Annotated in this window: 20 protein-coding genes; 6 read left to right on the top strand and 14 right to left on the bottom strand. The window is 65.3% G+C overall.

From position 1 onward, the window contains the following. Positions 1-76: 76 nt before the first annotated feature. The 4 genes from BLX41_RS01655 to BLX41_RS01640 form a co-directional block, all read right to left on the bottom strand. A complete protein-coding gene (locus BLX41_RS01655) occupies positions 77-676 on the bottom strand; it encodes a TetR/AcrR family transcriptional regulator (RefSeq protein WP_123723504.1) in 600 nt (199 codons plus the stop codon). Positions 677-820: 144 nt separating this feature from the next. Further along, positions 821-1,708, bottom strand: coding sequence for an alpha/beta fold hydrolase (locus BLX41_RS01650; RefSeq protein WP_123723503.1), 888 nt, complete (start codon positions 1,706-1,708; stop codon positions 821-823). 20 nt (positions 1,709-1,728) lie between these two features. Beyond that, positions 1,729-2,784 carry a sugar phosphate isomerase/epimerase family protein gene (locus BLX41_RS01645; RefSeq protein WP_053152314.1) on the bottom strand — a complete coding sequence of 352 codons (1,056 nt, stop codon included), beginning with the start codon at positions 2,782-2,784 and terminating at the stop codon, positions 1,729-1,731. A gap of 202 nt (positions 2,785-2,986) precedes the next feature. Next, positions 2,987-4,726: an amidohydrolase gene (locus tag BLX41_RS01640; RefSeq protein ID WP_123723502.1), complete on the bottom strand. Its 1,740-nt coding sequence runs from the start codon at positions 4,724-4,726 to the stop codon at positions 2,987-2,989. Positions 4,727-4,832: 106 nt separating this feature from the next. Here BLX41_RS01640 and BLX41_RS01635 point away from each other — a divergent pair, with 106 nt between their 5' ends. Continuing rightward, a complete protein-coding gene (locus BLX41_RS01635; RefSeq protein WP_123723501.1) occupies positions 4,833-5,747 on the top strand; it encodes a LysR family transcriptional regulator in 915 nt (304 codons plus the stop codon). 12 nt (positions 5,748-5,759) lie between these two features. Here the strand turns inward: BLX41_RS01635 and BLX41_RS01630 are convergent, their stop codons facing one another. Then, a complete protein-coding gene (locus tag BLX41_RS01630; protein WP_123723500.1) occupies positions 5,760-6,239 on the bottom strand; it encodes an Lrp/AsnC family transcriptional regulator in 480 nt (159 codons plus the stop codon). Positions 6,240-6,363: 124 nt separating this feature from the next. On the opposite strand from BLX41_RS01630, the gene BLX41_RS01625 reads away from it, so the two are divergent. Next, a complete protein-coding gene (locus tag BLX41_RS01625) occupies positions 6,364-7,623 on the top strand; it encodes a methionine gamma-lyase (protein WP_123723499.1) in 1,260 nt (419 codons plus the stop codon). 161 nt (positions 7,624-7,784) lie between these two features. Continuing rightward, positions 7,785-8,918, top strand: a complete 1,134-nt coding sequence (locus tag BLX41_RS01620) for a branched-chain amino acid ABC transporter substrate-binding protein (RefSeq protein ID WP_123723498.1) — start codon at positions 7,785-7,787, stop codon at positions 8,916-8,918. Positions 8,919-9,005: 87 nt separating this feature from the next. Here the strand turns inward: BLX41_RS01620 and BLX41_RS01615 are convergent, their stop codons facing one another. From BLX41_RS01615 to BLX41_RS01580, 8 genes are all read right to left on the bottom strand, one after another. Then, positions 9,006-10,418 (bottom strand): aspartate aminotransferase family protein, encoded by a 1,413-nt coding sequence (locus tag BLX41_RS01615; RefSeq protein WP_123723497.1) that lies wholly within the window; start codon positions 10,416-10,418, stop codon positions 9,006-9,008. Positions 10,419-10,420: 2 nt separating this feature from the next. Then, entirely contained in the window at positions 10,421-11,869 is a 1,449-nt protein-coding gene (locus tag BLX41_RS01610) for an APC family permease (protein ID WP_123723496.1), read from the bottom strand. 93 nt (positions 11,870-11,962) lie between these two features. Further along, positions 11,963-13,453: an aldehyde dehydrogenase gene (locus tag BLX41_RS01605; RefSeq protein WP_123723495.1), complete on the bottom strand. Its 1,491-nt coding sequence runs from the start codon at positions 13,451-13,453 to the stop codon at positions 11,963-11,965. Positions 13,454-13,683: 230 nt separating this feature from the next. Next, the gene (gene argE / locus BLX41_RS01600; protein WP_019094862.1) at positions 13,684-14,847 is read right to left on the bottom strand and encodes an acetylornithine deacetylase; all 1,164 of its coding nucleotides are present in this window, start codon (positions 14,845-14,847) and stop codon (positions 13,684-13,686) included. Then, on the bottom strand, positions 14,840-15,517 hold the full coding sequence (locus BLX41_RS01595) for a DUF1028 domain-containing protein (protein WP_123723494.1): 678 nt from the start codon (positions 15,515-15,517) through the stop codon (positions 14,840-14,842). Before BLX41_RS01595 ends, argE begins: the two co-directional genes overlap by 8 nt. Before the next feature lie 70 nt (positions 15,518-15,587). Then, positions 15,588-15,998: a RidA family protein gene (locus tag BLX41_RS01590; protein WP_011061806.1), complete on the bottom strand. Its 411-nt coding sequence runs from the start codon at positions 15,996-15,998 to the stop codon at positions 15,588-15,590. Then, positions 15,998-17,314 (bottom strand): flavin-containing monooxygenase, encoded by a 1,317-nt coding sequence (locus tag BLX41_RS01585; protein ID WP_015635985.1) that lies wholly within the window; start codon positions 17,312-17,314, stop codon positions 15,998-16,000. Before BLX41_RS01585 ends, BLX41_RS01590 begins: the two co-directional genes overlap by 1 nt. Before the next feature lie 238 nt (positions 17,315-17,552). Beyond that, positions 17,553-19,448: an acyl-CoA synthetase gene (locus BLX41_RS01580; RefSeq protein ID WP_123723493.1), complete on the bottom strand. Its 1,896-nt coding sequence runs from the start codon at positions 19,446-19,448 to the stop codon at positions 17,553-17,555. 103 nt (positions 19,449-19,551) lie between these two features. Here BLX41_RS01580 and BLX41_RS01575 point away from each other — a divergent pair, with 103 nt between their 5' ends. Beyond that, the gene (locus BLX41_RS01575; protein ID WP_123723492.1) at positions 19,552-20,571 is read left to right on the top strand and encodes an AraC family transcriptional regulator; all 1,020 of its coding nucleotides are present in this window, start codon (positions 19,552-19,554) and stop codon (positions 20,569-20,571) included. A gap of 177 nt (positions 20,572-20,748) precedes the next feature. On the opposite strand, the gene BLX41_RS01565 is transcribed toward BLX41_RS01575, so the two are convergent. Then, positions 20,749-21,705, bottom strand: a complete 957-nt coding sequence (locus BLX41_RS01565; protein ID WP_015635988.1) for a LysR family transcriptional regulator — start codon at positions 21,703-21,705, stop codon at positions 20,749-20,751. A gap of 126 nt (positions 21,706-21,831) precedes the next feature. On the opposite strand from BLX41_RS01565, the gene BLX41_RS01560 reads away from it, so the two are divergent. Both BLX41_RS01560 and BLX41_RS01555 read left to right on the top strand, forming a co-directional pair. Continuing rightward, entirely contained in the window at positions 21,832-23,583 is a 1,752-nt protein-coding gene (locus tag BLX41_RS01560; RefSeq protein ID WP_123723490.1) for a DUF1302 domain-containing protein, read from the top strand. A gap of 34 nt (positions 23,584-23,617) precedes the next feature. After that, on the top strand, positions 23,618-24,235 hold a 618-nt coding region (locus BLX41_RS01555), incomplete at its 3' end, for a DUF1329 domain-containing protein (RefSeq protein WP_123723489.1).

Here is a 24,235-nt window from a genome sequence, read left to right as displayed (position 1 = left end):
GCACAACCCGGGCCAGCATCGCTGCTCCCGGATTGCGGGCAAAGGCTCCCAGGCGGAGCCAGGGTGCAGCGCCGCTTCAACTCCCTTGAGCGGTTCGCGCAAAGACCTGCATGGCCAGCGCCACGCCCTGCAGCAGGCGCGCCGCGCTGACGCCGTCGCGGGCTTGCACCGACAGCCCGTGGAGCACCGTAGAGTAATAATCGCCCAGGGAAGTTGCATCGCTGTGGCCGGGCAATTCACCCGCCTGCTGCGCGGCTTCCAGGCGCTGGATAATGCTTGCGGTACGCGCCCGGCGATGTTCGGCCAGCCATTCGCGCACGCTGTCGTTGTCGCTTGAGCAGTTCACCGCCGAGGCCACCACCATGCAGCCACGGGGGCCGTCGGCCCGGGTGTAGAGTGCCACCGCTTCTTGCAGCATGCGCTCGATGGCGACGTAGGCGCAGGGCTCTTGCAGGGCCAGGTCGGCGAAACCGCCTTCCTGGCTTTCGTACAGCTCGATGGCCTCGCGAAACAACGCCTCCTTGGAGCCGAAGGCGGCATAGATGCGCGCCGAGGCGATGCCCAGGGCCGCCACCAGGTCGGCCATGGAGGTGGTTTCGAAACCACGGCGCCAGAACAGTTCGAGCGCCTGGCGCAGTGCCTGGTGACGGTCGAATTCGCGGGGTCTTCCAGCCATGGGGGTCGGGTATCTCGTCGGGACAGGGAAGGCGTTCGGTTGAGCCCGAACAGCCGGTTGGCGCAGGGCGCCGGGACGAAATGATATTAGATTTGCGCCGGCCGCGGCCAATTTCCGTGGCCGCGGCCTTGCCTGCGCCCTGCCTCAGTCACGGCCCTCCTGCAGAAACGGCAGTAGCAGCGCGAGAAATTCCTCCGGTGCCTCCTCCATGATGAAGTGCCCGCAGTCCTCGACAATGGCCCCGCGCAGGTCACTGGCATGGCCCTGCAGGGTCAACAGAGGTGCATCGTTGGTGGCGTGCTCGGCACCAATGGCCAGCACCGGCATGGTCAGCGGCCGCTGCGCGCGCAGCTGATTCTGGCGCACCGTCTCGGGGATCGCCCGGTAATAGGCGAAGCCTGCGCGCAACCCGCCCGGGGCAGCGTAGGCCTCGATGTAGACTTCGGCGGCCACCGCCTCGCGGCGATGGGACCAGTGGTCGAAGATGTAATTCAGGTAGGCCCGCTCGCGCCCGGCGATCAAGGCTTCCGGCAAATCCCGCAGCTGGTTGAACATGAAGTGCCAGAGAAAGATGTTCTGCTGCGGCGCGACAAAAATCGGTGGTGCATCCGCCAGCCCGGGGATCACCGCCTCGGTCAGCGCCAGGCGCTCCACCGCCTGCGGATGGTCGCAGGCCAAGGCGTAGGCGATCCACATGCCGACGTCGTGGCCGACCACGCTGTAGCGCTCGAAACCCAACTGCCCCATCACCTGGTGCAGCACCCCGGCCACATGGCCGGTGTCGTAGCCGTGCTCCGGGCGGTCGGACTGGCCGCTGCCCGGCGGGTCCACGGCAATCGCCTGGAAGCCTTGGGCAGCCAGGGCCTGGATCACCTGACGCCAGGCGTACCAGGTCTGCGGCCAGCCGGGAATCAGCAGCACCGGCCGGCCCGTGCCGGCGATGACACAGTGGATGCGCTGGCCATCGACGCGCACATAGCGGTGAACCAGGTCGAGGCTGTCGGCCTGGAGGGTGTCAGTCAAAGCGTTCATGGTGTGTTCTCGCTGAGGGGTCAGGCAATGCCGAGCATGGCGTTGATCTGTTGGCGGTCGATCTGCGCGCCGGCGAAGTCGTCGAAGATGCGCTGGGTGACCTGGATCATGTGCCGGTTGATGAAGGCCACGCCTTCCCGGGCACCGTCTTCCTGGTCCTTGAGGCAGCACTCCCATTCCAGGGTCGCCCAGCCCGGGTAGTCGTATTGCGCCAGCTTGGAAAAGATCCCCTTGAAGTCCACCTGGCCATCGCCCAGGGAACGGAAGCGCCCGGCGCGCTCGACCCAGGCGCTGTAGCCGCCGTAGATGCCTTGGCGGCCGCTGGGATTGAACTCGGCATCCTTGACGTGAAACATGCGGATGCGCTCGTGGTAGATGTCCAGGTAACTCAGGTAGTCCAGCTGTTGCAGCACGAAGTGGCTGGGGTCGAAGAGAATGTTGCAACGCGGGTGATGGTCCACCAATTCATGGAAGCGTTCGAAGCTGGTGCCGTCGTGCAGGTCCTCGCTGGGGTGGATCTCGTAGCACAGGTTGACCCCCTGCTCGTCGCAGGCATCGAGGATCGGCCGCCAGCGCCGCGCCAGCTCGTCGAACGCCGTCTCGATCAGGCCCTCGGGGCGCTGGGGAAAAGGAAACAGATAGGGCCAGGCCAGGGACCCGGAAAAGGTCCCCAGCTCACTCAACCCCAGGCGTCGCGAAGCCTTGGCCGCCAGCTTCATCTGCTCCATGGCCCAGGCCGTTCTGGCTTGCGGATTGCCCCGCAGCGCTGGCGGGGCGAAGTTGTCGCACATCGCATCGTAGGCCGGATGCACCGCCACCAGCTGGCCGAAGATATGGCTGGTCAGCTCGCTGATCTGCAGGCCCTTCTGCGCCAGCTGGCCCTTGAGTTCATCGCAGTAGTCCTGGCTCTCGGCCGCCGTGGCGACGTCGAACAGCCGCGCGTCCCAGGCAGGGATCTGCAGCGCCTTGAAACCCAGGTCGGCGGCCCATTGGGCAATCGCCGGCAAATTGTGGAACGGCGCCGTCTCGGCGCTGAATTGCGCCAGATGCAGGCTGGGACCCTTGAGGGTTTTCATCGAACTGTTCCCTATTCTTTGTCGGTCGACAAAGAATAGGGATACGCTCTTGCCGCGTCAATCATCGCCGTGCAGAAAAGTGTTTGGCCGTGAGGCCGGTCGCCCGTAGGCGCTGGCTTGCCAGCGAAGGCGTCGCAGTGGTCGACAAGGCAAAAAAAAGCCCGCGATGAAGATCGCGGGCCCGGCCGGCATCCATGCAGCATCACGGCCGGCTATACACCTCGCGCCCGGCAAAATAGGTCTTGAGCACCTGGGTGTGCGCCAGTTGCTCCTGGGGCACCTGGAACACATCGCGGTCAAGAACGATCAGGTCGGCCTGCTTGCCCGGGGCCAGGCTGCCGATCTGCTGCTCCAGGCCAATGGCCCGCGCGGCGTTGCGGGTGTAGGCGTAGAACAGGGTTTCCCGGTCGATGCCTTCATCCTTGTTCAATACGCCCTTGGGGCCCTTGCGGCTGATGGCCTGGGCGATGGCCTTCCAGGGTTCCGGGGTGCTCACCGGCCAGTCGCTGGCGCCGGCAATGGTGGCGCCGTTCTTCAACAGCGAACGCGCCGGGTACATGAACTGGAACTGCATGGCGCTGATGTAGGGCTGGAGCAGGTCGATGCTCAACTCGTCGGCGGACGCCCAGTACAGCTGCATGGAGGCAATCACATCGAGCGGCTTGAAGCGGGCGAACTCCTTGGGGTTGACCATCTGCAGATGAGTAATGGAGTGCACCACACCACTCTGACGCTCGCGCCGTGCCTGCTCGATGCCGTTGAGGGATTCGCGCACCGCGCGGTCGCCAATGGCGTGCACGTGTACCAGCCAGCCCCGGGCGTCGGCGGCGCTGACCAACTCGCCGAAATGCGCCGGGTCGATCAGCAGTTCGCCGTCCTTCTTCGAGTTCTTGTAGGGGGTCAGCAGGGAAGCGGTCTGCGCCGGAAACTCGGCGACACCGTCGGCGAAGATCTTGATCCCCGGCAGGCTCAGATTCGGCACCCCGAGGAACTGCTGGCGCACCTGCTCCAGCACCTCCAGGTCCGCCGGGCGGCTCTTGGGATTGGCCACCATCAAGGCCGCGACCCGCAGGGTCAGCTCGCCCTTCTGCGCCAGCGCCTTGTACACCGGCAGCACACCGACGGTCCGGGCCGTGGGATGCATGGCGAACAGCGCGTCGCCGGGGGTGGCGTTGGCCGCCGGGTCCATCAGCGCGGTGATGCCCAGGCTCAGGTTAAGGTCGCGGGCGGCGCGCGCGGCGTCGAGCAACTGTTCGAAGCTCGGCGGCGGCAGTTGCGAGGTCAGGGCCGAGAGCCCGGCGTCGGCGACAAAGCCGTTGGGGCTGTGGTCGGGGTGGTGGCCGATGGTGGCCTGCGCTTCGCCCTGCAGCGCCTTGACCCGCGCGGCGTCTATGCCGCCGCGCTTGAGCATGGCGCGGTTGGCCCAGCCGGTGTGGTAGTCCCAGCCGACGAACAGAATCGGCGTGGTGGCCCATTCGCCCTGGTTGAAACGTTGCTCCAGGGCGTCCACCTGGCTCCAGTAGGTCGAAGGAAAACCGCTGACGCTGAGGATGTCGCCATGCCGGGCCTTGCCGTCATCGCGCCAACCGCGCAGGCGCCGCTCCAGCTCGTCCAGGGGCAGTTGCTGGCTTTCCAGGTCGGCAGCCTTGAGCTTCAGGCCGCCGAAGATGGCGTGGCTGTGGCTGTCGATGAACCCCGGCATCAGCACCTTGCCCTGCAGGTCGATGACCCGGGTGCCGGCCGCCTTGAGCGCCAGGATCTCGGTATCGCTGCCGACCCTGACGATCCGTCCCTGCTCTACCGCCACGGCCTGTTGCAGGGGCTGGCCCTGTTCGGCAGTGAACACCTTGCCGTTGTGCAGCAGCAGGTCCACCGCTGCCTGGCTGTGCATCGAGGCCAATACCAGCGCCGAGGCCAGCGTGATCTTCAGAGCGTTTTTCATTGTTGTTGGCACCCTTGGGTCAGAATGGACGAGAGACTAGCCAACTCATCGGCGCTTAAGAATACTGCTTCGCGCAAGACATCCTTTCCAAAGAGGCAAGACTGAAATGGACCAGCTGGGCGCCATCACCATGTTCGTGACCACCGCCGACCAGGGCAGCTTCACGCGCGCCGCCGCGTGCCTGGGCAAGACCACCTCGGCCCTGACCAAGGCGGTCAGCCACCTGGAAAGCCAGCTGGGCACCCGGCTGTTCGAGCGCTCGACCCGACGCATCGCCCTCACCGAGGCCGGGCACATCTACCTGGCCAGCGCCCGTCAGGTCCTGCGCCAGCTGCAACAGGCCCAGGAGGATATCCAGCAGTTGCAGGAACAGATGTGTGGCACCTTGCGCCTGGTGGCGCCGCCCTCCTTCGCCCCGGCCTTTCTCAATGCCGCCTGCTACCGCTTTCTGGAGCAATACCCGCATATGCGCCTGGACGTCGAGCTCACCGACGAGTTCGTCGACCTGCACAGTGGCGGCTATGACCTGGCGGTGCGGGATGGGCCGGTGGAGCTGCCGGACCTGATCGCCCGCCCGCTGACGGCCAACCGCATCCTGCTCTGTGCCAGCCCGCGCTACCTGCAACGCCGGCCGCTGCCCTTGACGCCGGAGACCTTTGCCGAGCATGACTGGCTGATCTTCCGTCATCCGGCGCTGAACCCGCATTTCTGGCGTTTCACCCTGGACGGCGTGCAACAGCGAGTGGCCCAACCGATGCCCCGGCTGACCAGCGACAATTATGATTTTCTCTTCGGTGCCCTGCTCTCGGGGCTGGGCCTGCAGCTGTGTCCGCAGTGGAGTGCGGCGCCCTATCTGCGCCGCGGCGAACTGGTGCAACTGCTGCCCGAGGCGCAACTCGACCCGGAGCAGTTTGGTTCAAGAATCCATGTGATCTATCCGGCCCATCGTCGTAATACCCGCAAGCACCAGGCATTCATCGAGTGCCTCAACCAATACCTGGACGAACAGCAATTGCATTGAGCAGTACCGGCCTCAGCTGCCGGGCTGCAACACCGGAATCAAGCGCGCCGGCTTCACCGACTTGAAGGAAAAGCTCGAGTAGATTTCCTTCACCGCCGGCAGGGTCTGCAGCACCTCCCGGGCAAACTCGCCGAAAGATTCCAGGTCCTTGGCCAGCACTTCGAGCAGAAAGTCATAGCGCCCGGAGACGTTGTGGCAGGCGATGATTTCCGGGATTTCCAGCAGACGCTGCTCGAAAGCCCGAGCCGTCTCCTGGGAGTGGGACTCCATCATCACACTGACAAAGGCAGTGACCCCAAAGCCCAGGGCCTTGGGCGAGAGGATCGCCTGATAGCCGGTGATCACCCCGCGCTCTTCGAGGATCTTCACCCTTCGCCAGCACGGCGAGGTAGTCAGGGCGACGTTGTCGGCCAGTTCGGCGGTGGTGAGCCGGGCATTGTCTTGCAGGGCGATCAGCAGGGCTTTATCCGTGCGATCCAGACCTTGGGGCATCTTTTGCCTCTTTATCTTGTTTTTATGAAGATTTATTTCAATTGTCCCGCTTTTAAGGGACCAGATTAGAATTTATTGCGCCGGATTTGAGCATAGCATTACAACAAATCCGGGAGTGTTCACCATGCACACCAAAAGCGTCGACCTTGGTTTTTCCACCCGAGCCATCCACCACGGCTATAACCCCCAGGAGCATCAGGGCGCGCTGATTCCACCGATCTACCTGACCTCCACCTTTACCTTCGCCACTGCCGAGTATGGCGCCGGCTGCTTTGCCGGCGAAGAGCCCGGCTACTTCTATACCCGCATCGGCAATCCGACCCTGGCGTTGCTGGAAGCGCGCATGGCGGCCCTGGAAAATGGCGAGGCTGCAGTGGCCTTCGGCTCCGGCATGGGCGCCATTGCCGCCACCTTGTGGACCCTGCTGCGCCCCACCGACGAAATCATCGTCTGCCGGACCTTGTACGGCTGCACCTTCGCCCTCCTGCACCACGGCCTGGCCGAGTTCGGGGTCAAGGTGCGCCATGTGGACATGAGCGACCTGGGCAACCTGCGGGCCGCCATCAGCCCTGCCACACGCATGATCTATTGCGAGTCCCCGGCCAATCCCAACATGCAGTTGGTGGACATTGCCGCGGTGGCCGAAATCGCCCGCCAGCATCCACGCATCACCTTTGCCGTGGACAACACCTATTGCACCCCCTATCTGCAGCGCCCACTGGAGCTTGGGGCCGATCTGGTCGTGCATTCGGCCACCAAATACCTCAATGGCCACGGCGATATCACCGCCGGTATCGTGGTCACCCGCCAGAGCCTGGCGGAGCGCATTCGCCTGCAGGGCCTGAAGGACCTCACCGGCGCGGTGCTCTCGCCCCAGGATGCCTTTCTCCTGATGCGCGGCCTCAAGACCCTGGCCCTGCGCATGGACCGCCACTGCAGCAACGCCCAGGCCATCGCCGAGTACCTGCAGGAACATCCGCTGGTGCAGTGGGTTGCCTACCCCGGCCTGCCGTCCTTCGCGCAATACAGCCTGGCGCAACAGCAGATGAAATTGCCCGGCGGCATGATCGCCTTTGAACTCAAGGGCGGCCTGGCCACCGGCAGCCGCTTCATGAACGCCCTGCAACTGTTCAGCCGCGCCGTAAGCCTGGGGGACGCCGAGTCCCTGGCCCAGCATCCGGCGAGCATGACCCATTCCACCTATACCCCGGAAGAACGGGCCGAACATGGCATTGCCGACGGCCTGGTGCGCCTGTCGGTGGGCCTGGAAGACATCGCCGACCTGCTGGCCGATATCGCCCAGGCCCTGGAGGCCTGTGTGGAACCCGCAGCGCCGCTGCCGGCCTTCGAGGCGGTGGTCAGGATCGGCAAGGCCCTTCCTTGAGCGGGGTCAACGCCGCCCCGGGCTGTCCGGCCTACAACCCCGAGTTGTCGATGCGTCGCTGTCTGCGGCGCCTCACGCATCCACGCATCCACGCAACATCCGCAACACCCGCAACACCCGCAACACCCTTTGAACCGTTACCCACAGGAGTGGAACAACATATGAGTCGTATCAATAACAAAGCCACCCAACTGCTCAGCGCCATGATTCTTGCCGGCCTCGCCTGCCATTCCCTGGCAGCCGACAGCATCAGGATCGGCATCGCCGGGGCCAAGACCGGCCCGGTGGCGCAATACGGAGACATGCAGTTCAGCGGCGCGCGCATGGCCATCGAGCAGATCAACGCCAAGGGTGGCGTCGACGGCAAGCAACTGGTGGCCGTGGAATACGACGATGCCTGCGACCCCAAGCAAGCGGTGGCCGTGGCCAACAAAGTGGTGAATGACGGCGTCAAGTTCGTGGTCGGACACCTGTGCTCCAGCTCCACCCAGCCGGCGTCCGACATCTACGAAGACGAAGGCATCGTGATGATTACCCCGGCCGCCACCAGCCCCGAGCTCACCGCCCGGGGCTACAAGATGGTGTTCCGCACCATCGGCCTGGACAACGCCCAGGGCCCGGCGGCGGCACGCTACATCGCTCAGCTGAAACCGGCCAATGTGGCGGTGCTGCACGACAAGCAGCAGTACGGTGAAGGCATCGCCAGCTCGGTCAAGGACATCCTCGGCAAGGAAGGCATCAAGGTGGCGATGTTCGAAGGCATCAACGTCGGCGAGCGCGACTACTCGTCGATCCTGGCCAAGCTCAAGCAGGCCAATGTCGACTTCGTGTACTTCGGCGGCTACCACCCGGAAATGGGCCTGCTGCTGCGCCAGGCCAAGGAAAAGGGCCTGACCGCACGCTTCATGGGCCCTGAAGGCGTGGGCAACGACTCGATCTCGCAGATCGCCAAGGACGCTTCCGAAGGCATGCTGGTGACCCTGCCCAAGTCCTTCGACCAGGACCCGGCCAACAAGGCCCTGGTGGAAGCCTTCGAAGCCAAGAAGGAAAACCCCAGCGGCCCGTTCGTGCTGCCGTCCTACTCGGCGGTGGAAGTGATTGCCGGGGCCATCGCCGCGGCCAAGAGCGAAGACCCGGAGAAAGTCGCCGAGGCAATCCACGCCGGCACCTTCAAGACCCCCACCGGCGACCTGAGCTTCGACGAGAAAGGCGACCTCAAGGACTTCAAGTTCGTGGTCTATGAATGGCACTACGGCAAGCCGAAAAGCGTAGCGGCGGAAAACGCCGGGCTGTAGGCAACAGCCCGCGCCGGCAAGAGCAAGACGCCGGCGCGGGCCATGGCTGTCCCCGTCGGCGCGGATTTCTCCGCGCCGCTCCCCCGATCAGGCCTTGGGCAGGGTGCCCGCCTCGATTTCCCCGGCGGTGCGTTCCACTGCGCGGCGGGTCTTGTCCACCAGCTCGTCAATGTCGCCACGGCTGGCCACCAGGGCCGGGGCCATGATCATCCGCCCGAAGGTCGAGCGAATGATCACCCCCTCTTCGAAGCCCAGGGTGCGGCAGCGCCAGGCGATGTCGTTCTCGTTGGCGAAACGCTTGCGGCTGGCCTTGTCCTCGGCGAACTGCAACGCCGCCACCAGCCCGGTGCCCTGGATCTCGCCGATCAACGGATGGTTGCCGAACACTTCACGCAGGCATTGCTGCAGGTAGGGGCCGGTATCGTTCTTGACCTGGCTCACCACCCCTTCATCGCGCAGGGCCTTGAGGTTGGCGATGGCCACGGCGGCCGCTACCGGGTGCCCGGAGTAGGTCAGGCCGTGAGCGAACACCCCGCCCTGCTCCACCAGCACCTGGGCAATGCGCTTGCTCAGCACCAGGCCGCCCATGGGGATGTAGCCCGAGGTCAGGCCCTTGGCGATGGACAGGGTATCGGGCTCGAAACCGAAGTGCTGGTGGGCGAACCACTCCCCGGTACGGCCGAAACCACCGATCACTTCGTCGGCACACAGCAGCACGTCGTACTGGCGGCAGATGCGCTGGATCTCGGGCCAGTAGCTTTCCGGCGGGAAGATCATGCCGCCCGCGCCCTGGAACGGCTCGGCGATGAAACCGGCGACATTCTCGGCCCCCAGTTCGAGGATCTTCTGCTCCAGTTGGCGGGCGCAGCGCAGGCCGAACTCGGCGGGTGTCAGGTTGCCTTCGTGGGCGAACCAGTAGGGTTCGTCGATGTGCGCCACGTCCGGGATCAACCCGCCCATGTCATGCATGAACTTCATCCCGCCCAGGGCCGTGGCTGCCAGGGTCGAGCCGTGGTAGCCATTCCAGCGGCCGATCATCACCTTCTTCTGCGGCTGGCCGAGGATCTGCCAGTAGCGGCGCACGCTGCGGATCAGCACCTCGTTGGCCTCGGAACCGGAGTTGGTGTAGATGGCGTGGCTGTAGTGCCCGGGCAGCAGGCTGAACAGCAACTCGGACAGCTCCACCACCGCCGGGTGGGTGGTGTGGAAGAACATGTTGTAGTACGGCAATTGCTCCAGCTGGGCGCTGGCGGCAGCGGCCAGGTCCTTGCGGCCATAGCCCAGGTTGGTGCACCACAGGCCGGACATGCCGTCCAGGTAGCGCTTGCCGTCGTTGTCCCACAGGTGCAGGCCCTCACCGCGGACGATCACCCGCGGGCCCTCGGCGTTCAGCGCCTTCTGGTCGAGGAAGGCATGGATATGGTGCGCGGCGTCGGCGGCCTGGTAGTCCTGGGTGCTGCGGGGCGCGGCCGGCTGCGGCTGTTGGTTGGAGGTGCTCATGGTCATTCTCCTGCACGGTAGGCGGGTTCAAGGGAAGGTTGGGTTGCCAGGGTCGGTTCGCCGGGCAGCAGCGGTTCGGGAACGAACAGCGGCTTGCGCATCACCAGCTTGATCCAGACCACGGCGATCAGCGAAATCACCCCCAGCACCACGCCGGCACTGCCGAAGATCCGCGCGGTCATCTCGGGGGATGGGGAAACGTGGTAGATCGCAAACAGCATGCCGACGATACCCAGCACCTGGGGCCAGGGGTAGAACGGCGAGCGGAACGGCCGTGGCGCATCGGGGTAGCGGCGGCGCAGGGCAATCACGTCGATGTGCACGACGATATAGGCCAGCAGCCACGCCAGGGCGGCGGCCAACAGCAGCAGGCTGATGGAATCCGGGTCCTGGCCCAGCAGCAGGATCGGCAGCCCGGTCAGCGCCGCCACGAACAGCACCGCCACCCAGGGCGTACGGCCACGGGGGCTCAAGCGCTTGAACTGGGGAAAGGCCTGGCCGTTCTGGGCCATGCCATAGAGCATCCGCGGCAGCGCCGCCAGGGACGAGTTGACCGTGCTGCAGGTGGCAGTGATCACCGCCCCCACCAGGAACAGCTTGCCGGCCTCGCCGAACACCGTGGTGGCGAACAGGAAATGCGGCAGCGGATCGCTGGCCAGTTGCGCCCGCGGCACACAGAGCAAGGCACCCAGGCAATAGAGGGTAATCACCAGGAAGATCACGCTCAGGCCGATGATCATCGAACGCGGGATATTGCGCTCCGGGTTGCGGGTTTCCTCCACCAGCGGGCAGACGAACTCGGCACCGACAAAGCCCCAGATGGCCATGGCCGCCAGCGCCAGGGCGCCGACTTGCAAGGGGTTCCAGCCCTGGTCCAGGGGCAGTTGCAGGTCGGCCTGGGCACTGCTCACGGCGCCCAGGCCCAGGGTCAGCAGGATCACCACCATCACCACCGCCAGCACCGTCTGCAGCTTGGCGAAGACGTCGATGCCAAACAGGTTGAGCAAGGTGAACACCCCGAGTACCCCATAGGCCACCAGCATCGGCGGCAACGCGCCGGGGTAGACCTTGCCGATGATCAGGTCCAGAAGCAGCAGCTCGGCGGACAGGGCGAACATCGCCACCACCATGTAGCCGGAGAAGGTCGCGAGGATCGCCGGAAAATGCCCGATGGCCACCTCGGTGTAGCTGCTCAGGCTGCCGGCCCGGGGCACCATCAGCGCCAGTTCGGAAAACGACAGGGCATAGGTCAGGGCCAGCAGGTAGGCCAGCAGCAGCGGGATGAAGAAGCCCAGCCCGGCCATCCCCGCCCCTTGCAGCATCAGCACCATCACCCCCTGGGACACCACCAGGCCGACAGCCACCGAGACCAGTGAACCCAGGCCCAGGACCCGGCGCAGGCCGCCCTTGTTGGTGGGGCTCAAGGCCCCCGTGGAGAGATTTGCAGTCATGGCACGCACTCCGTTCTTATTGTTGTTGTGGGCCTGCCGCCGGGGCGGCAGGTGCAGCGGCGCCAGCCCGGCGCCGCAGAGGGTTCACAGCGCTCAGCGCAGCTGGAACCAGGTGGTTTTCAGTTGGGTGTACTTGTCGAAGGCATGCAGCGACAGGTCGCGACCGAACCCCGACTGCCGGCCACCGCCAAACGGCACGGTGACGTCCAGGGCATCCACGGTATTGACCGACACCGTGCCGGCCCGCAAGCGCCCGGCGACCCGGTGGGCGCGGTTGAGGTCGTCGCTCCACAGCGAGGCGGCCAGGCCGTAGACGCTGTCATTGGCCAGTGCAATGGCCTGCTCCTCGTCGTCGAACGGCGTCACCGCCAGCACCGGGCCGAACACTTCTTCCCGGGCGATGGCCATCGCCGGGCCCACGCCGGTGAGGATGGTCGGCTCGATGTAGTTGTCGCTGCCATCGATGCTCAGTTGCCGGCCGCCACAGGCCAGTTGCGCGCCCTGCTCCAGGGCCGCCGCGATATGCCCCATGACGCTGGCAGTCTGGCGCGCGTCGACCATGGCCCCGGCACGGCTGGCCGGGTCCAGCGGGTTGCCCGGCCGCCAGTCCCGGGCCTTGGCCTTGAGGCGTTCCACAAACTGTTCATGGATGCTGCGCTGCACCAGCAGCCGCGAGTTGGCGGAACACACCTCGCCCTGGTTGAAGAAGATGCCGAAGGCGGCCTTCTCTGCGGCCAGGTCCAGGTCCTGGCAGTCGTCGAACACCAGGTTCGGGCTCTTGCCTCCGCATTCGAGCCAGACCTGCTTGAGGTTGGACTGCGCCGAATACTGCATGAAGAACTTGCCCACCTCGGTGGAGCCGGTGAACACCAGGCAATCCACGTCCGGGTGCAGTCCCAGGGCCCGTCCGGCTTCGCTGCCCAGGCCCGGCACCACGTTGAGCACGCCTTCCGGCAAACCGGCCTCCAGGGCCAGTTCGGCCAGGCGCAGCGCCGAGAACGGCGACTGCTCGGCGGGCTTGAGCACCACCGAGTTGCCCACCGCCAGGGCCGGCGCCAGCTTCCAGGCGGCCATGTCCAGGGGGAAGTTCCAGGGCACCACCGCGCCGATCACCCCCAGGGGCACGCGGCTGATGCTGGCGTGGCTGTTGCGGGCGCCGGGAGCCACCTGATCGTAGAGCTTGTCGATGCTTTCGGCGTACCAGGCGAAGACATTGGCCGCGCCGGGCACGTCGATGTTCCAGGCGTCCATCACCGGCTTGCCCATGTTCAGGCTGTCCAGCAGGGCCAGTTCCTCGCGGTGGGCCAGCATCAGCTCGGCCAGGCGCAGCAGGACCTTCTTGCGCTCCACCGGGGCCATGCGCGCCCAGGGCCCGTGCTCGAAGGCCCGGCGCGCGGCGGCCACCGCCAGGTCCACCTCGGCTGCGCCACAGGCGCTGACCCGGGCCAGCACCTGGCGGGTGGCCGGGTTGATGGCATCGAAGGTAGCGCCGGATTCGGCGGACAACCGCTGGCCGCCGATCAGCGCCTGGTCAATGAATGTTTGTCGGGCAGCCCGCTGCTGCCAGTAACCGAGATCGAACACGCTGCACTCCCTCATCGGCCGTTGCGACGGCCTGCTGGTTATTGGGTCCAGAGCGATGGTGCGTCACAGCGGGCCGGAGGAAAAATACTAAAAATATGTTCGAGTCCCATGAAAAAGCTCTGCAACCAGACGGCCTGGCGCCCCACGCAAAACGCCGCCATCCGGAGGTCCGGATGGCGGCGAATGGGCACTGTCCCACGGCGAGGGAGCCTGGGTTGAGCACATCCGGTTCAGGCCGGGTGCTCCAGCCAGTCGCCCAGGCGCAACAACAGGGCGTCGCAGGCGTGCAGTTGCTCAAGGCTGATGAACTCGTCCGGCTTGTGGCCCTGGTCCATGCTGCCCGGGCCGCAGACCACCGTGGGAATCCCGGCCTGGTGGAACAGCCCGCCCTCGGTGCCGAAAGCCACGGTGCCGAACTCCCGCGAGCCGCTGAGCAGCGCCAGCAGTTCGGCGGCCTCGCTGTCGGCAGCGGTGGCCAACCCCGGGTAGGCACTCAGAGGTTGCAGGGCGATCCCGGTGTCGGCCTGCACCGCCTGCATCTGCGGCAGCAGCTGTTCCCGGGCATAGCCTTGCAACTGGTCCACCACTGCCTGGGCGTCATAGCCCGGCAGGGTGCGCACCTCGAAATCGAACTGGCACTCGGCCGGCACAATGTTCAGGGCGCGACCGCCCTGGATGGTGCCCGTCTGCACCGTGGAGAACGGCGGATCGAAACGTGGGTCGTGGTGCTCGGGTTGCGCCAAGCGGCTGCCGATCTCCCCCAGCTTGCCGATCAGCCGCGCCGCGTATTCGATGGCATTGACCCCATAGGGCGCATAGGCGGAATGGCAGGCCGCGCCGCGCACCTGGCAACGCATGGCCAGCTTGCCCTTGTGGCCGAGCACCGGGCGCAGCTCGGTGGGCTCGCCGATCAGGCACAGCAGCGGTTTGTGCGGCCGCTGCTGCATTCGTTCAAGCATCGGCCGCACCCCCAGGCACCCCACCTCCTCGTCATAGGAAAAGGCCAGGTGCACCGGCAGCCGCAAGCGGCGCCGGGTCAAGCCCGGCACCGCAGCCAGCACCGAGGCAATAAAGCCTTTCATGTCGGCGGTACCGCGGCCGTACAGGCGCCCTTCGCGCTCGCTGAGGACAAAGGGCTCGACGCTCCAGGCCTGGCCGTCCACCGGCACCACGTCGGTGTGGCCGGACAGCACCACACCGCCACGATCCTCGGGGCCGATGCTGGCAAACAGGTTGGCCTTGGTCCGCTCCGGGTTGTAGATCAGCTCGCTGTGCACGCCATGGCTGGCCAGGTAATCGCGGATGAAGCCGATCAGCTCCAGGTTGGAGTCGCGGCTGACCGTGGCAAAGCCCACCAGCCGCGCCAACAACTCGCGGCTCGATTGTTCACTCATTGCCCGGCACTCCGTAGCTGGGCGCCGCCGTCGGGTCCAGGGCGCGGGTCAGGTAGTCCTGCATCTGCGGCCGGTAGGCCTGCCACAGGCCGGCGAGCTGGCCGATGGGGTCGGCGTCGGCCCAGTCCACCCGCAAGTCGACGATGGGCCAGGTCAGGTCGTCCACCACGCTCAGCGCCGCCGAATGCACCGGCCCCGCCTCGCCCCCCGCCGCCATCGCTGCCTGCATCGCCGCCAGCAGGCGCTCCACCAGCATGCCCGGGGTGTTTTCAAAGGCCTGGACCATGGCCTCGATCACCTGCGGGCCTGCCAGCAGGTTGCCGGCCGCCACGCACTGCTCCCCCGCCACCGCGTTGTGCTGGCCCAGGGCTTGCTGGCCGCTGAACAACGCGGTGCGGCCCTGGCTGTCGATCACCGTGACCTGGCGATACTGGCTCCAGCCGTTGCTGCCCAGGGCCCGATCCAGGGCGCTGGCCGGGTCGAGCTTCTGGCCCTCCAGCAGGTCGAGGATCTGCGGGCCCAGGGCCGGCAAGGTGACGTTCTGGGTCGCCACCGCGCCCACTCCGGCCCGCACCCAGGGGCAGCGTGCGCCCACGGCGATGCTGGAAGAACTGATGGCGATGCCCAGCTGGCCGGTTTCGGCGCAGCGTCCAACGATGGAAAAAGTCATGCAAACTCCCTGGCCCACAGGGCCTTGTGGCAAGCGCGGCACAAGGCCGCCGGAACCTTCGGCAACCCCCTCACTCGGGGATCACCGCGATCACGTCGATCTCCATCAGCCACTGCGGCTGGCCGAGGGCCGAGACCACCAGCCCGGTGGAGATCGGGAACACCCCCTTGAGCCACTTGCCCACCTCCTGGTACACCGGCTCGCGATAGCGCGGGTCGGTGAGGTAGGTGGTGGTCTTGACGATGTGGCTCAGATCGCTGCCGGCCTCTTCCAGCAGTTGCTTGACGTTTTTCATCGCCTGCTCGGCCTGGGCCCGCGGGTCGCCGAGGCCGACCAGCCGGCCGTCGAAGTCGGTGCCGACCTGGCCGCGCACATACACCGTGTTGCCGGCGCGCACGGCCTGGCACAGGTCGTTGTCCAGGGACTGGTTGGGGTAGGTGTCCTTGGTGTTGAACATGCGGATGCGAGTATGAGTAGGCATCAGTGGGCTCCCACGGGGCTGAGGTTGAGGGCCGGTGCTTCGGCGGTAGCCGCCGGCGGCCGGGCATCGCTGTAGGCCTGGTACTTGCGCTGGGTGGCGATGTGGTCGGCGACATGCTTGGCGTCGTGCCACACCCCCCAGATAAACGACGAGCCACGGCGCGACAGCCAGGGCAGGCCGAGGAAGTAGACCCCCGGCTCGCGGGACACGCCGCGCTGGTGCAGGGGCTTGCCCTGTTCGCTGAAGGTGTCGACCTGCAGCCAGGAAAAGTCCACGGCGTAGCCGGTGGCCCAGATGATCGAGGTGATGCCGGCCTGTTGCAGGTCGAGTTCGAGAATCGGCTGCTTGACGCAGTCCGGGTCCGGCAGGCGCCGGCGGGCTTCGGGCTCCAGGGGCAGGTCGAGGCCGTTGCGGGCGATGTAGGCATCCGCCGCGTCCAGCAATGCCAGGTAGTTCTCGTCGCCCCGGGCCAGGTTGTCCAGCAGGTCGGCCTGGAAGGTCACGTGCTCGCCGGCAAAGGCCTTGGTCAGCCCCACCAGGGTGATGCCCTGGTGCGCCAGGGCGCGGAAGTCGATGGTCTGGCCGCCGCGGGCGCCGCTGACGGCAATGGTCACGTGCTCGCGCCCCGGCTTGGCGATCTCGGCGTCCCACTCTCCCAGCACCCCGAGCCACCAGCAGAAATCCCGGTTGCGATAGGAGCGCGGCGGCCGGTCGTGGGCCCCCACCGACAGGTAGACCCGGCGCCCCGCGCGCTGCAGCTCATCGGCGATCTGCACCCCGGACGACCCCGCGCCCACCACCAGCACCGCGCCCTCGGGCAGTTGCTGCGGGTTGCGGTATTCGGCGGAGTGGATCTGCGTCAGCCGGTCATTGGCCGGGGCAATCGGCGGGATCACCGGACGCTGGAACGGCCCGGTGGCGGCCACCACCCGTTGGGCCTGGATCAGCCCCTCGGAGGTTTCCACGGTGAAGCCCGGGCGGCCGACATTGCGCAGTACCTTGCGCACTTCCACGCCGGTGCGGATCGGCGCATTGAACTTGCGCGCATAGGCTTCGAAATAGTCCGCCACCTGGTCCTTGGCCGGGAAGGCATCGGCGGCGACATCGAATTCCATCCCGGGAAAGCGGTCGTGCCAGGCCGGCCCGTTGGCCACCAGGGAATCCCAGCGCCCGGTGCGCCAGGCCTCGGCCACCCGGCTGCGCTCCAGCACCAGGTGCGGCACCCCGAGCTTGCTCAGGTGCTCGCTCATGGCCACGCCGGCCTGGCCTGCGCCCACCACCAGGGTGTCCACTTGTATGGGTTGTTCTACGGTCATGTCTGTGTCCTTCTGCGAGACGAATGGCGCCGGCCGGAAGGCTGGGCGCACGCTGTTCAGAACCCGGGGGTAAGTCGGATGCCACAGATGGTGCGACAGACGCCTGCGAAGGAAAAATATTAAAAATGTGCTCGCTGGATAAGAAAAAGCGAGGCAGCGCGCGAGCATGCGAAGCGTGCAACTTCACAACACCGGCGCTGCATCGCAAGCACTCGGGCCCGCGGCCTGGAGCCCAGGCTCAGCTTCGCTCACTGACAAAGGTGTAGCGGCTCAGAGCCTCGGCCAGTCGCGAGGTTTCATCTGTGCAGCGATAGCTCGCCACCAGGCCTTGCCTGGCGCTCTGCACCACCCTCACCTCTTGCAGCTCGATGGCCAGCAAGGCGGCTTCCTGGCGTATGACTGTCTCGATTTCAGCCATGACCAGCGCGGGCTTGAAAATCTTGCCCACTCCGGTGACGGGTAACGCGTCGGCCAGGATGATCGCCTTGGGCACCGCTGCGCGCTCGCTGATATGCCGCGTCGCGTAGTCCAGCAACTGGGCGCTGCTGATGGCACTCCCGGCGCGCACCTGCACATAGGCCACCGGTACTTCCCCGGCATGCGCGTCGGGCCGGCCCACTGCTGCACACAACGCCACATCGGGGTGCGTGGCCAGCACCTCCTCGATGTATTTGGGCTCAATGTTGTGCCCCCCGCGGATGATCAGTTCCTTCTTGCGCCCGGTGAGCCAGAAGTAACCTTCGGCATCGCAGCGCCCAAGGTCCCCGGTGTTGAACCAGCGCTGCTCGGACACACCGTCGAGGGCGACAGTATCGAACCACGCTCCCTGATCATGGGCGCTGTCCAGATAGCCGATGAAGACATTGGGACCGCTGATGCAGATCGCCCCCACCTCATCGACTTGCGCATCACGCAACCAGGCACCTCGCTCATCGAGGATCATCACCCGCATGTCCTGCCAGGGTAGGCGCAGGCCGACTGAGCCAATGCGCGACTCACCGCGCGCCGGATTGACCGACGACGCGCAAGTGCCCTCGGTCAAGCCATAGCCCTCGAGAATGCGCTGGCCTGTCTGTTGCTCGAACTTGCGCAGCAAGTCCCTGGGCATCGGCGCCGCGCCGCAGATCGCCACCGTCAGCGAGCTTGTGTCATGCCCCGCGCAGGGCACCTGCAACAGGCCGGCGTAGACCGTGGGCACAGCTGAATAGCTGCTGACCTGATGGGTTTCGACTATCTCCCAGAACCGCGGCATGAATCCCGATGTGCGAAACCCCGCCGGTGGTGCCAGCAGCACATGACCGCCCTGGGCAAATACCGCCAGGCCACAACCGATCAGCGCATTGACGTGAAACAGCGGCAACGCGGTCAGCACGGTGCGTCCTGGCCGCAGGACCGGCGCGCCGATCACCGTATCCAGTTGCCCGCAGAAGATCACTTCATTGCGCTGGCTGTGACGGGCAATTTTCGGCAAGCCGGTGGTGCCGCCGGTGCAATAGTAGGCTGCCACGTCGTTCAGGCCCGGCGGGGCAAACCGCAGGCGCTCGCCTGACTCGAGGGCCAGTTCGGCGAAGAAATCCAGGACCGGCACCCCGGCCACTTCAGCAGGCAGCGGCGCGCTCTGCCCATGGCCCGGCAGGTGCCGCATCGGGTCGACAGCCAATACGCCTTGCAGGCCGGGCAAGCGGGCAATCGCGCCCTCGACCCGCTGCCAGATCTGCGCATCCGGCTCGGGGCCTACCGTGACTATCCAGCGGACCTTGGCCGTCGCCAGCAGCTCGGCCATCTGCGTGCCGTCCAGCAAGACGTTGACCGCAAAGGCGATACCCGCGGTCTGCGCACCCCACATGGCGATATGGGTTTGCGGCAAGTTCGGCAGGATCAGCGCAACCACGTCGCCCCGCCGTACCCCCAAGCGCTCGAACAGGTTGGCTGCGCGAGTGATGTCCGCCAGCAGTTGGGCGTATGTCCAGCGCACCGGCCGCGCATGATCCTCGACCCGCAGAAAGAAGCTCAGTGCCGGGGCCTGTGGCCATTGGCTCGCGCTGCGTTCGATCAACGCATAGGTGTTGTTGATATCGGCAAAGGGCTGAGGACCCGCCTCGATCTGCAGAACGTCCTGATAGTCGCAAAGCATTTCCAAGACCTCCAATCATGAATTTTCTTGACTTGAGATGCTGGCATGAGGCGAATTAGGTTACTTGGCATTTGATAACAAGAATTTGGCATTCGGGAACAAAATGAACCGTCCCCCCTTGTTTGTCAGGGCCCCTGCCCTGACCGGCTTCACCCGACTGGTCAGCGAGCATGGCGGTGACGCCCAGGCCCTGCTGGCCCGTGTCGGAATGACCCAGGCCCAGCTCGACGACGCCCACTTCAGCCTGCCCCTGGAGAAGGTCGCGCAGTTGCTGGAGATCACCTCGCAGACCTTGTCGCTGGCGGATTTCGGCGCTCGCCTGGCGAACCTGCAGGACGTCTCCATCCTCGGGCCGCTGGCCCTCATCGTGCTCCACGCCAGCGACCTGGCCGATGCCCTGGAACGGGTCGCTCGCTACATGCCCTACCACTCCCCCGGGCTGAACCTGCGCCTGAGCGTCGAGGGCCAATATGCCGCCTGGCACCTGCAGCATGACCTGAGTGTAAGCAGGCTGGGCGACCGGCAATTGAGCGAGCTGGTCCATGGCCTTGCCCTGGCTTTCCTGCGCCGGGTTACCCACCACACCGGCAAGCAATGGCAAATCAATTTCAGGCATGACAGCCCCCTCGACGCCAAGGCCTATCGCGCCCTGTATGGCTGCCGGGTACGCATCAACCAGGCTGAAAACGCCCTGCTCTTTCCCGCCAGCTTGCTCAGTACCCCGCTGGCCAGCGCCAGCCCGGCAATGCTTGAGACCACCGAGCGCATTGTCCGCCGCCTGATCCAGAGCCACCCCCTGGACCTGGGGCGCCAGGTGGAAATACTGGTGGAACGCCTGCTGGTGACGGGCAACTGCACGCTGCCGGTCCTGGCCGGACAACTGGGCATGCCCCGGCATATGCTCCAGCGCCGCCTGCTTGCCCAAGGCTTGCGCGTGGAGGAAATCATCGATGACTTGCGCCGCAAGCGCCTTGAGTCGCTGCTGCCCCACCCGCAGATTGCCCTGACCGAAGTGGCGTTCCTGTTGGGCTACGGCGACCCCAGCTCGCTGACCCGCGCCTGTTACCGCTGGTTCGGCCAGAGCCCCAGCGCATGTCGCCAAAGGCACCTGGCGCAACCTTAGGCTCTGTACGAAAACTACCTGCGCTTCGATCAGACTGCGTTGAAGACAGGCTCGGTATGCTCATTCAGGCCACTGGACTCGGCTTCCTCGCCTGCTTTTGCCCCGCCTGATCTTTGCTCGGCGAGTTTTCGTACAGACCTTTGCGGCGGCCGGTTGAGCCCCCCCGGCACCCGCGGTTCAAGCACCCGGGAATGTCGACAGCCCGGCACTCCCCGGGGCTTCGCTGACGATCATGTCCACGGCTTGCTGGGCAATCGGTGAAAGCGTGCGTCCGGCATGGGTCACCACGGCGTAGCGGATGGTCAGCACATCCGCCGGCCAGGGCGGCTGTATGAACGGTGCCAGGTCCACCAGCAGCCCGTTGTGCAGGTCCTGGTCGAGCCACGAGCGCCAGGTCAGGAGCAACGAGTCGCTGCTCAGGGTGGTTTCGCGCAACAGGTTCAGATCGTTGGAGCTCAGGGTCCAGGGCAGCAAGGTGCCAGGTGCCAGATCGAACAGGGCATACAGCGAAGCTTCGTTGGACGGCGAAACGCCACTCCACTGGTAGTCGAGGATCTGGGCACGGGCAATCGGGCCTGCCTGGCGGGCCAGCGGGTGATCGCGGCGACAGAACACCGAGGCCGGCTGAGGCGGCAGATGGGTCACGGAAAAGCGCGGGTCGATTTCCTCGCCCGACTTGAGGCTGGCGACCACGAAATCCAGTTGCTCGGTTTCCAGCAGGTGGCACAACTGATTCCAGTACCCGACCTGGACATTGAGCACCAGCCTGGGGACCTGTTTGCGCAACCTGATGAGAATATCGACGGTGTTGAGCGTGGCCGCCATCGGGTTGATGCCCAGGCGCAGTTCCCCACCTTCGGCTCCGGCAATATCAATGGCTTGCGCCACCAGCTTCCTGGCGCAACCGAGCAGCTCATGAGCACGCCCGATCAACTGCTGCCCGGCAGCGGTGAGCATCACCGTGCGCGTATCACGATCGAAGAGCCGAACGCCCAGGTCCGCTTCCAGCGACTGGATGCTGCGGCTGAACGCCGTCTGCGACAGGTTGGCCCGAGCCGCAGCGCGGGAAAAATGCAGTTCCTCGCTCAGATAGACCAGATGGCGCACACGTTTCAGATCGATTAAGTCGTTCACTGCATTAATCCAGCCCTATCTTTGCATTGGACACTCTTAACACGCTCCCAGAAGATTCTCCACCACCAGCATCGCCCGGCAGACAACACGTACTGCCTCCAATAAAAAAAACGATGGGGAAGTTCTGTGGCGCACCAATTCCAGCTTGATCCATTCCGCTTACTGGGCCTGCCAACGCTGCTTGCACTGAGCATCAGCGCACCTGGCCAGGCCGCTACCTTCGACATCGGCGAGATCCAGGGGCAATTCGATTCTTCGTTGTCCATTGGCGCCAGCTGGGCACTGCGCAACCCGGACCGGGCCTTCATCGGCACGTGGAACGCAGGGCACGCCTCAAGCCAATCCTCCGACGACGGCCGGCTGAACTTTCGCAAGGGCGAAACCTTCTCGAAGATCTTCAAGGGCGTACACGACCTGCAGCTCAGCTACGGCGACAGCGGAGTATTCCTGCGGGGCAAGTACTGGTACGACTTCGAGCTCAAGGACGAGAGCCGGCGCTATGTGCAGATCAGCGATGAGCATCGCAAGGAAGCCGCCAAGTCCTCGGGCGCGCAGCTGCTGGACGCCTTTGTCTATCACAACTATTTCATCGCCGATCAGCCCGGCAATGCGCGCCTGGGCAAACAGGTGGTCAGTTGGGGGGAAAGTACCTTCATCGGCAATGGCATCAACGTGATCAACCCGACGGATGTCGCTGCCTTCCGGCGCCCGGGAGCCGAAATCAAGGAAGGCCTGATTCCGGTCAACATGCTGTTTCTGTCCCAGGGGCTGAGCGAAAACCTCTCTGCCGAATTTTTCTATCAACTGGAATGGGACCAGACCGTCGTCGACAACTGCGGGACCTTTTTCGGCTCCGACGTGATGGCCGATGGATGCAATACCCGCATGGGGTTCTCGCCCCCCTGGGACCCCAATGGCCAGTATCACTTCACCCGGGGTGGCGACCGCGACGCGCGCAACAGTGGCCAGTTCGGGATGGCCCTGCGCTGGCAGGTCGAGGCGCTGAACAACACCGAGTTCGGCCTGTATGCCCTGAACTACCACAGCCGCGCGCCTTTTCTCGGCGGTACGGTCGGCACCGCCCCCTTCGCGGTAAAGCCAGGGACCAGGGCGTCGAGCGCCGAGTACTTCATCGAGTACCCGGAAGACATCCGCCTCTATGGCCTGAGCTTTGCCACCACCCTGGGCACCACTGCGGTTTCCGGCGAACTGAGCTACCGGCCGAACATGCCGCTGTCACTCAACGGCAGCGACGTGACCATTGCCGCGCTCGCCGGCCCGATGGCGGCCGATCTCGGTGCGCCGATCTTCACCAGCGGCTTTGCGCAGCCGGTGCCAGGCGAAAGCTTCCACGGGTATGTGCGCAAGCCCGTGACCCAGGCGCAAATCACCCTCACCCATTTCATCGACCAGGTCTGGGCCGCCGAGCGCCTGAGCCTGATTACCGAGATCGGCTACAACCATCTGGGGGATATCAACAGCAACGCCTTGCGCTTCGGCCGGGACAGTATCTTCGGCAACGGCGAACTGCCCGATAACCGCAATTGCGCGCTGATGGCCAACCCGGTCAACCCGCAGAACTGCAACAACAAGGGCTTCTACACCGCCAACTCCTGGGGTTATCGCGGCCGCGCCATCCTCGACTATCAGAACGTGATCGCCGGGGTGAACCTCAAGCCCAGCCTGTCCTGGTCCCATGACGTGCAAGGCTACGGCCCCAACTTCAACCAAGGCAGCAAGGCCATCAGCCTCGCCCTGGACGCCGACCTTCGCAATACCTACTCGGCGAGTCTTTCCTACACCGATTTCTTCGGTGGCTCCTACAACACTTCGACTGATCGCGACTTCGTCGCCCTCAGCTTCGGCGTGAGCTTTTGAACCTGCAATCAGCAATCGAACAGGACAGGGTGCGATGAACATTTCGAAGTCGGTTTTTCACGGCAGTGCGTTGTCGCTGCTGCTTTGCACGTCGGCCATGGCCGCAGTGTCGCCCGAAGAGGCGGCCAAGCTCGAGACCACGCTGACCCCGGTGGGCGCCGAGCGCGCCGGCAATGCCGACGGCACGATCCCGGCCTGGACCGGCGGCCTGGCGAAGAATGCCGGGGCGCTCGACAGCGCCGGTTTTCTCGCCGACCCCTATGGCGGCGAGCAAGCGCTGTTCAGCATTACCCCGCAGAACGTCGAGCAGTACAAAAGCCGCCTGACCCCGGGCCAGGTCGCGATGTTCAAGCGCTACCCCGATTACCGGATGAACGTCTACCCCACTCACCGCAGCGCCAACGTACCGCCGGGCATCGTCGAGGCGGCCCGCAAGAACGCCCTGAACACCACCCTGGTTGCCGGCGGTAACGGCCTGGAGCACTTCACCAAGGCCTATCCGTTTCCGATTCCCAAGAATGGGCTGGAGGTGATCTGGAACCACATCACCCGTTATCGCGGTGACAGCGTGAAGCGCCAGATGGTGCAGATCGTGCCGGATGTCCAGGGCAACGGCACACCCGTGACCTTTGCCCACCAGTATGTGTTGCGC

It is taken from the genome of Pseudomonas protegens, assembly GCF_003732485.1.
GTDB classification, from domain to species: Bacteria; Pseudomonadota; Gammaproteobacteria; order Pseudomonadales; family Pseudomonadaceae; genus Aquipseudomonas; species Aquipseudomonas protegens_B.
The sequence above is the reverse complement of the archived record's forward strand: the minus strand, read 5'-3'. Positions and strand labels throughout refer to the sequence as shown.

Excerpts from the sequence above, each read along its gene's own strand:
- BLX41_RS01595 (WP_123723494.1), bottom strand. The coding sequence starts at position 15,517 with ATGACTTTTTCCATCGTTGGACGCTGCGCCGAAACCGGCCAGCTGGGC.
- BLX41_RS01640 (WP_123723502.1), bottom strand. The coding sequence starts at position 4,726 with ATGAAAAACGCTCTGAAGATCACGCTGGCCTCGGCGCTGGTATTGGCC.
- BLX41_RS01585 (WP_015635985.1), bottom strand. The coding sequence starts at position 17,314 with ATGACCGTAGAACAACCCATACAAGTGGACACCCTGGTGGTGGGCGCA.
- argE (WP_019094862.1), bottom strand. The coding sequence starts at position 14,847 with ATGAGTGAACAATCGAGCCGCGAGTTGTTGGCGCGGCTGGTGGGCTTT.
- BLX41_RS01580 (WP_123723493.1), bottom strand. The coding sequence starts at position 19,448 with ATGCTTTGCGACTATCAGGACGTTCTGCAGATCGAGGCGGGTCCTCAG.
- BLX41_RS01620 (WP_123723498.1), top strand. The coding sequence starts at position 7,785 with ATGAGTCGTATCAATAACAAAGCCACCCAACTGCTCAGCGCCATGATT.
- BLX41_RS01610 (WP_123723496.1), bottom strand. The coding sequence starts at position 11,869 with ATGACTGCAAATCTCTCCACGGGGGCCTTGAGCCCCACCAACAAGGGC.
- BLX41_RS01615 (WP_123723497.1), bottom strand. The coding sequence starts at position 10,418 with ATGAGCACCTCCAACCAACAGCCGCAGCCGGCCGCGCCCCGCAGCACC.
- BLX41_RS01645 (WP_053152314.1), bottom strand. The coding sequence starts at position 2,784 with ATGAAAACCCTCAAGGGTCCCAGCCTGCATCTGGCGCAATTCAGCGCC.
- BLX41_RS01590 (WP_011061806.1), bottom strand. The coding sequence starts at position 15,998 with ATGCCTACTCATACTCGCATCCGCATGTTCAACACCAAGGACACCTAC.
- BLX41_RS01625 (WP_123723499.1), top strand. The coding sequence starts at position 6,364 with ATGCACACCAAAAGCGTCGACCTTGGTTTTTCCACCCGAGCCATCCAC.
- BLX41_RS01630 (WP_123723500.1), bottom strand. The coding sequence starts at position 6,239 with ATGCCCCAAGGTCTGGATCGCACGGATAAAGCCCTGCTGATCGCCCTG.
- BLX41_RS01650 (WP_123723503.1), bottom strand. The coding sequence starts at position 1,708 with ATGAACGCTTTGACTGACACCCTCCAGGCCGACAGCCTCGACCTGGTT.
- BLX41_RS01655 (WP_123723504.1), bottom strand. The coding sequence starts at position 676 with ATGGCTGGAAGACCCCGCGAATTCGACCGTCACCAGGCACTGCGCCAG.
- BLX41_RS01575 (WP_123723492.1), top strand. The coding sequence starts at position 19,552 with ATGAACCGTCCCCCCTTGTTTGTCAGGGCCCCTGCCCTGACCGGCTTC.
- BLX41_RS01635 (WP_123723501.1), top strand. The coding sequence starts at position 4,833 with ATGGACCAGCTGGGCGCCATCACCATGTTCGTGACCACCGCCGACCAG.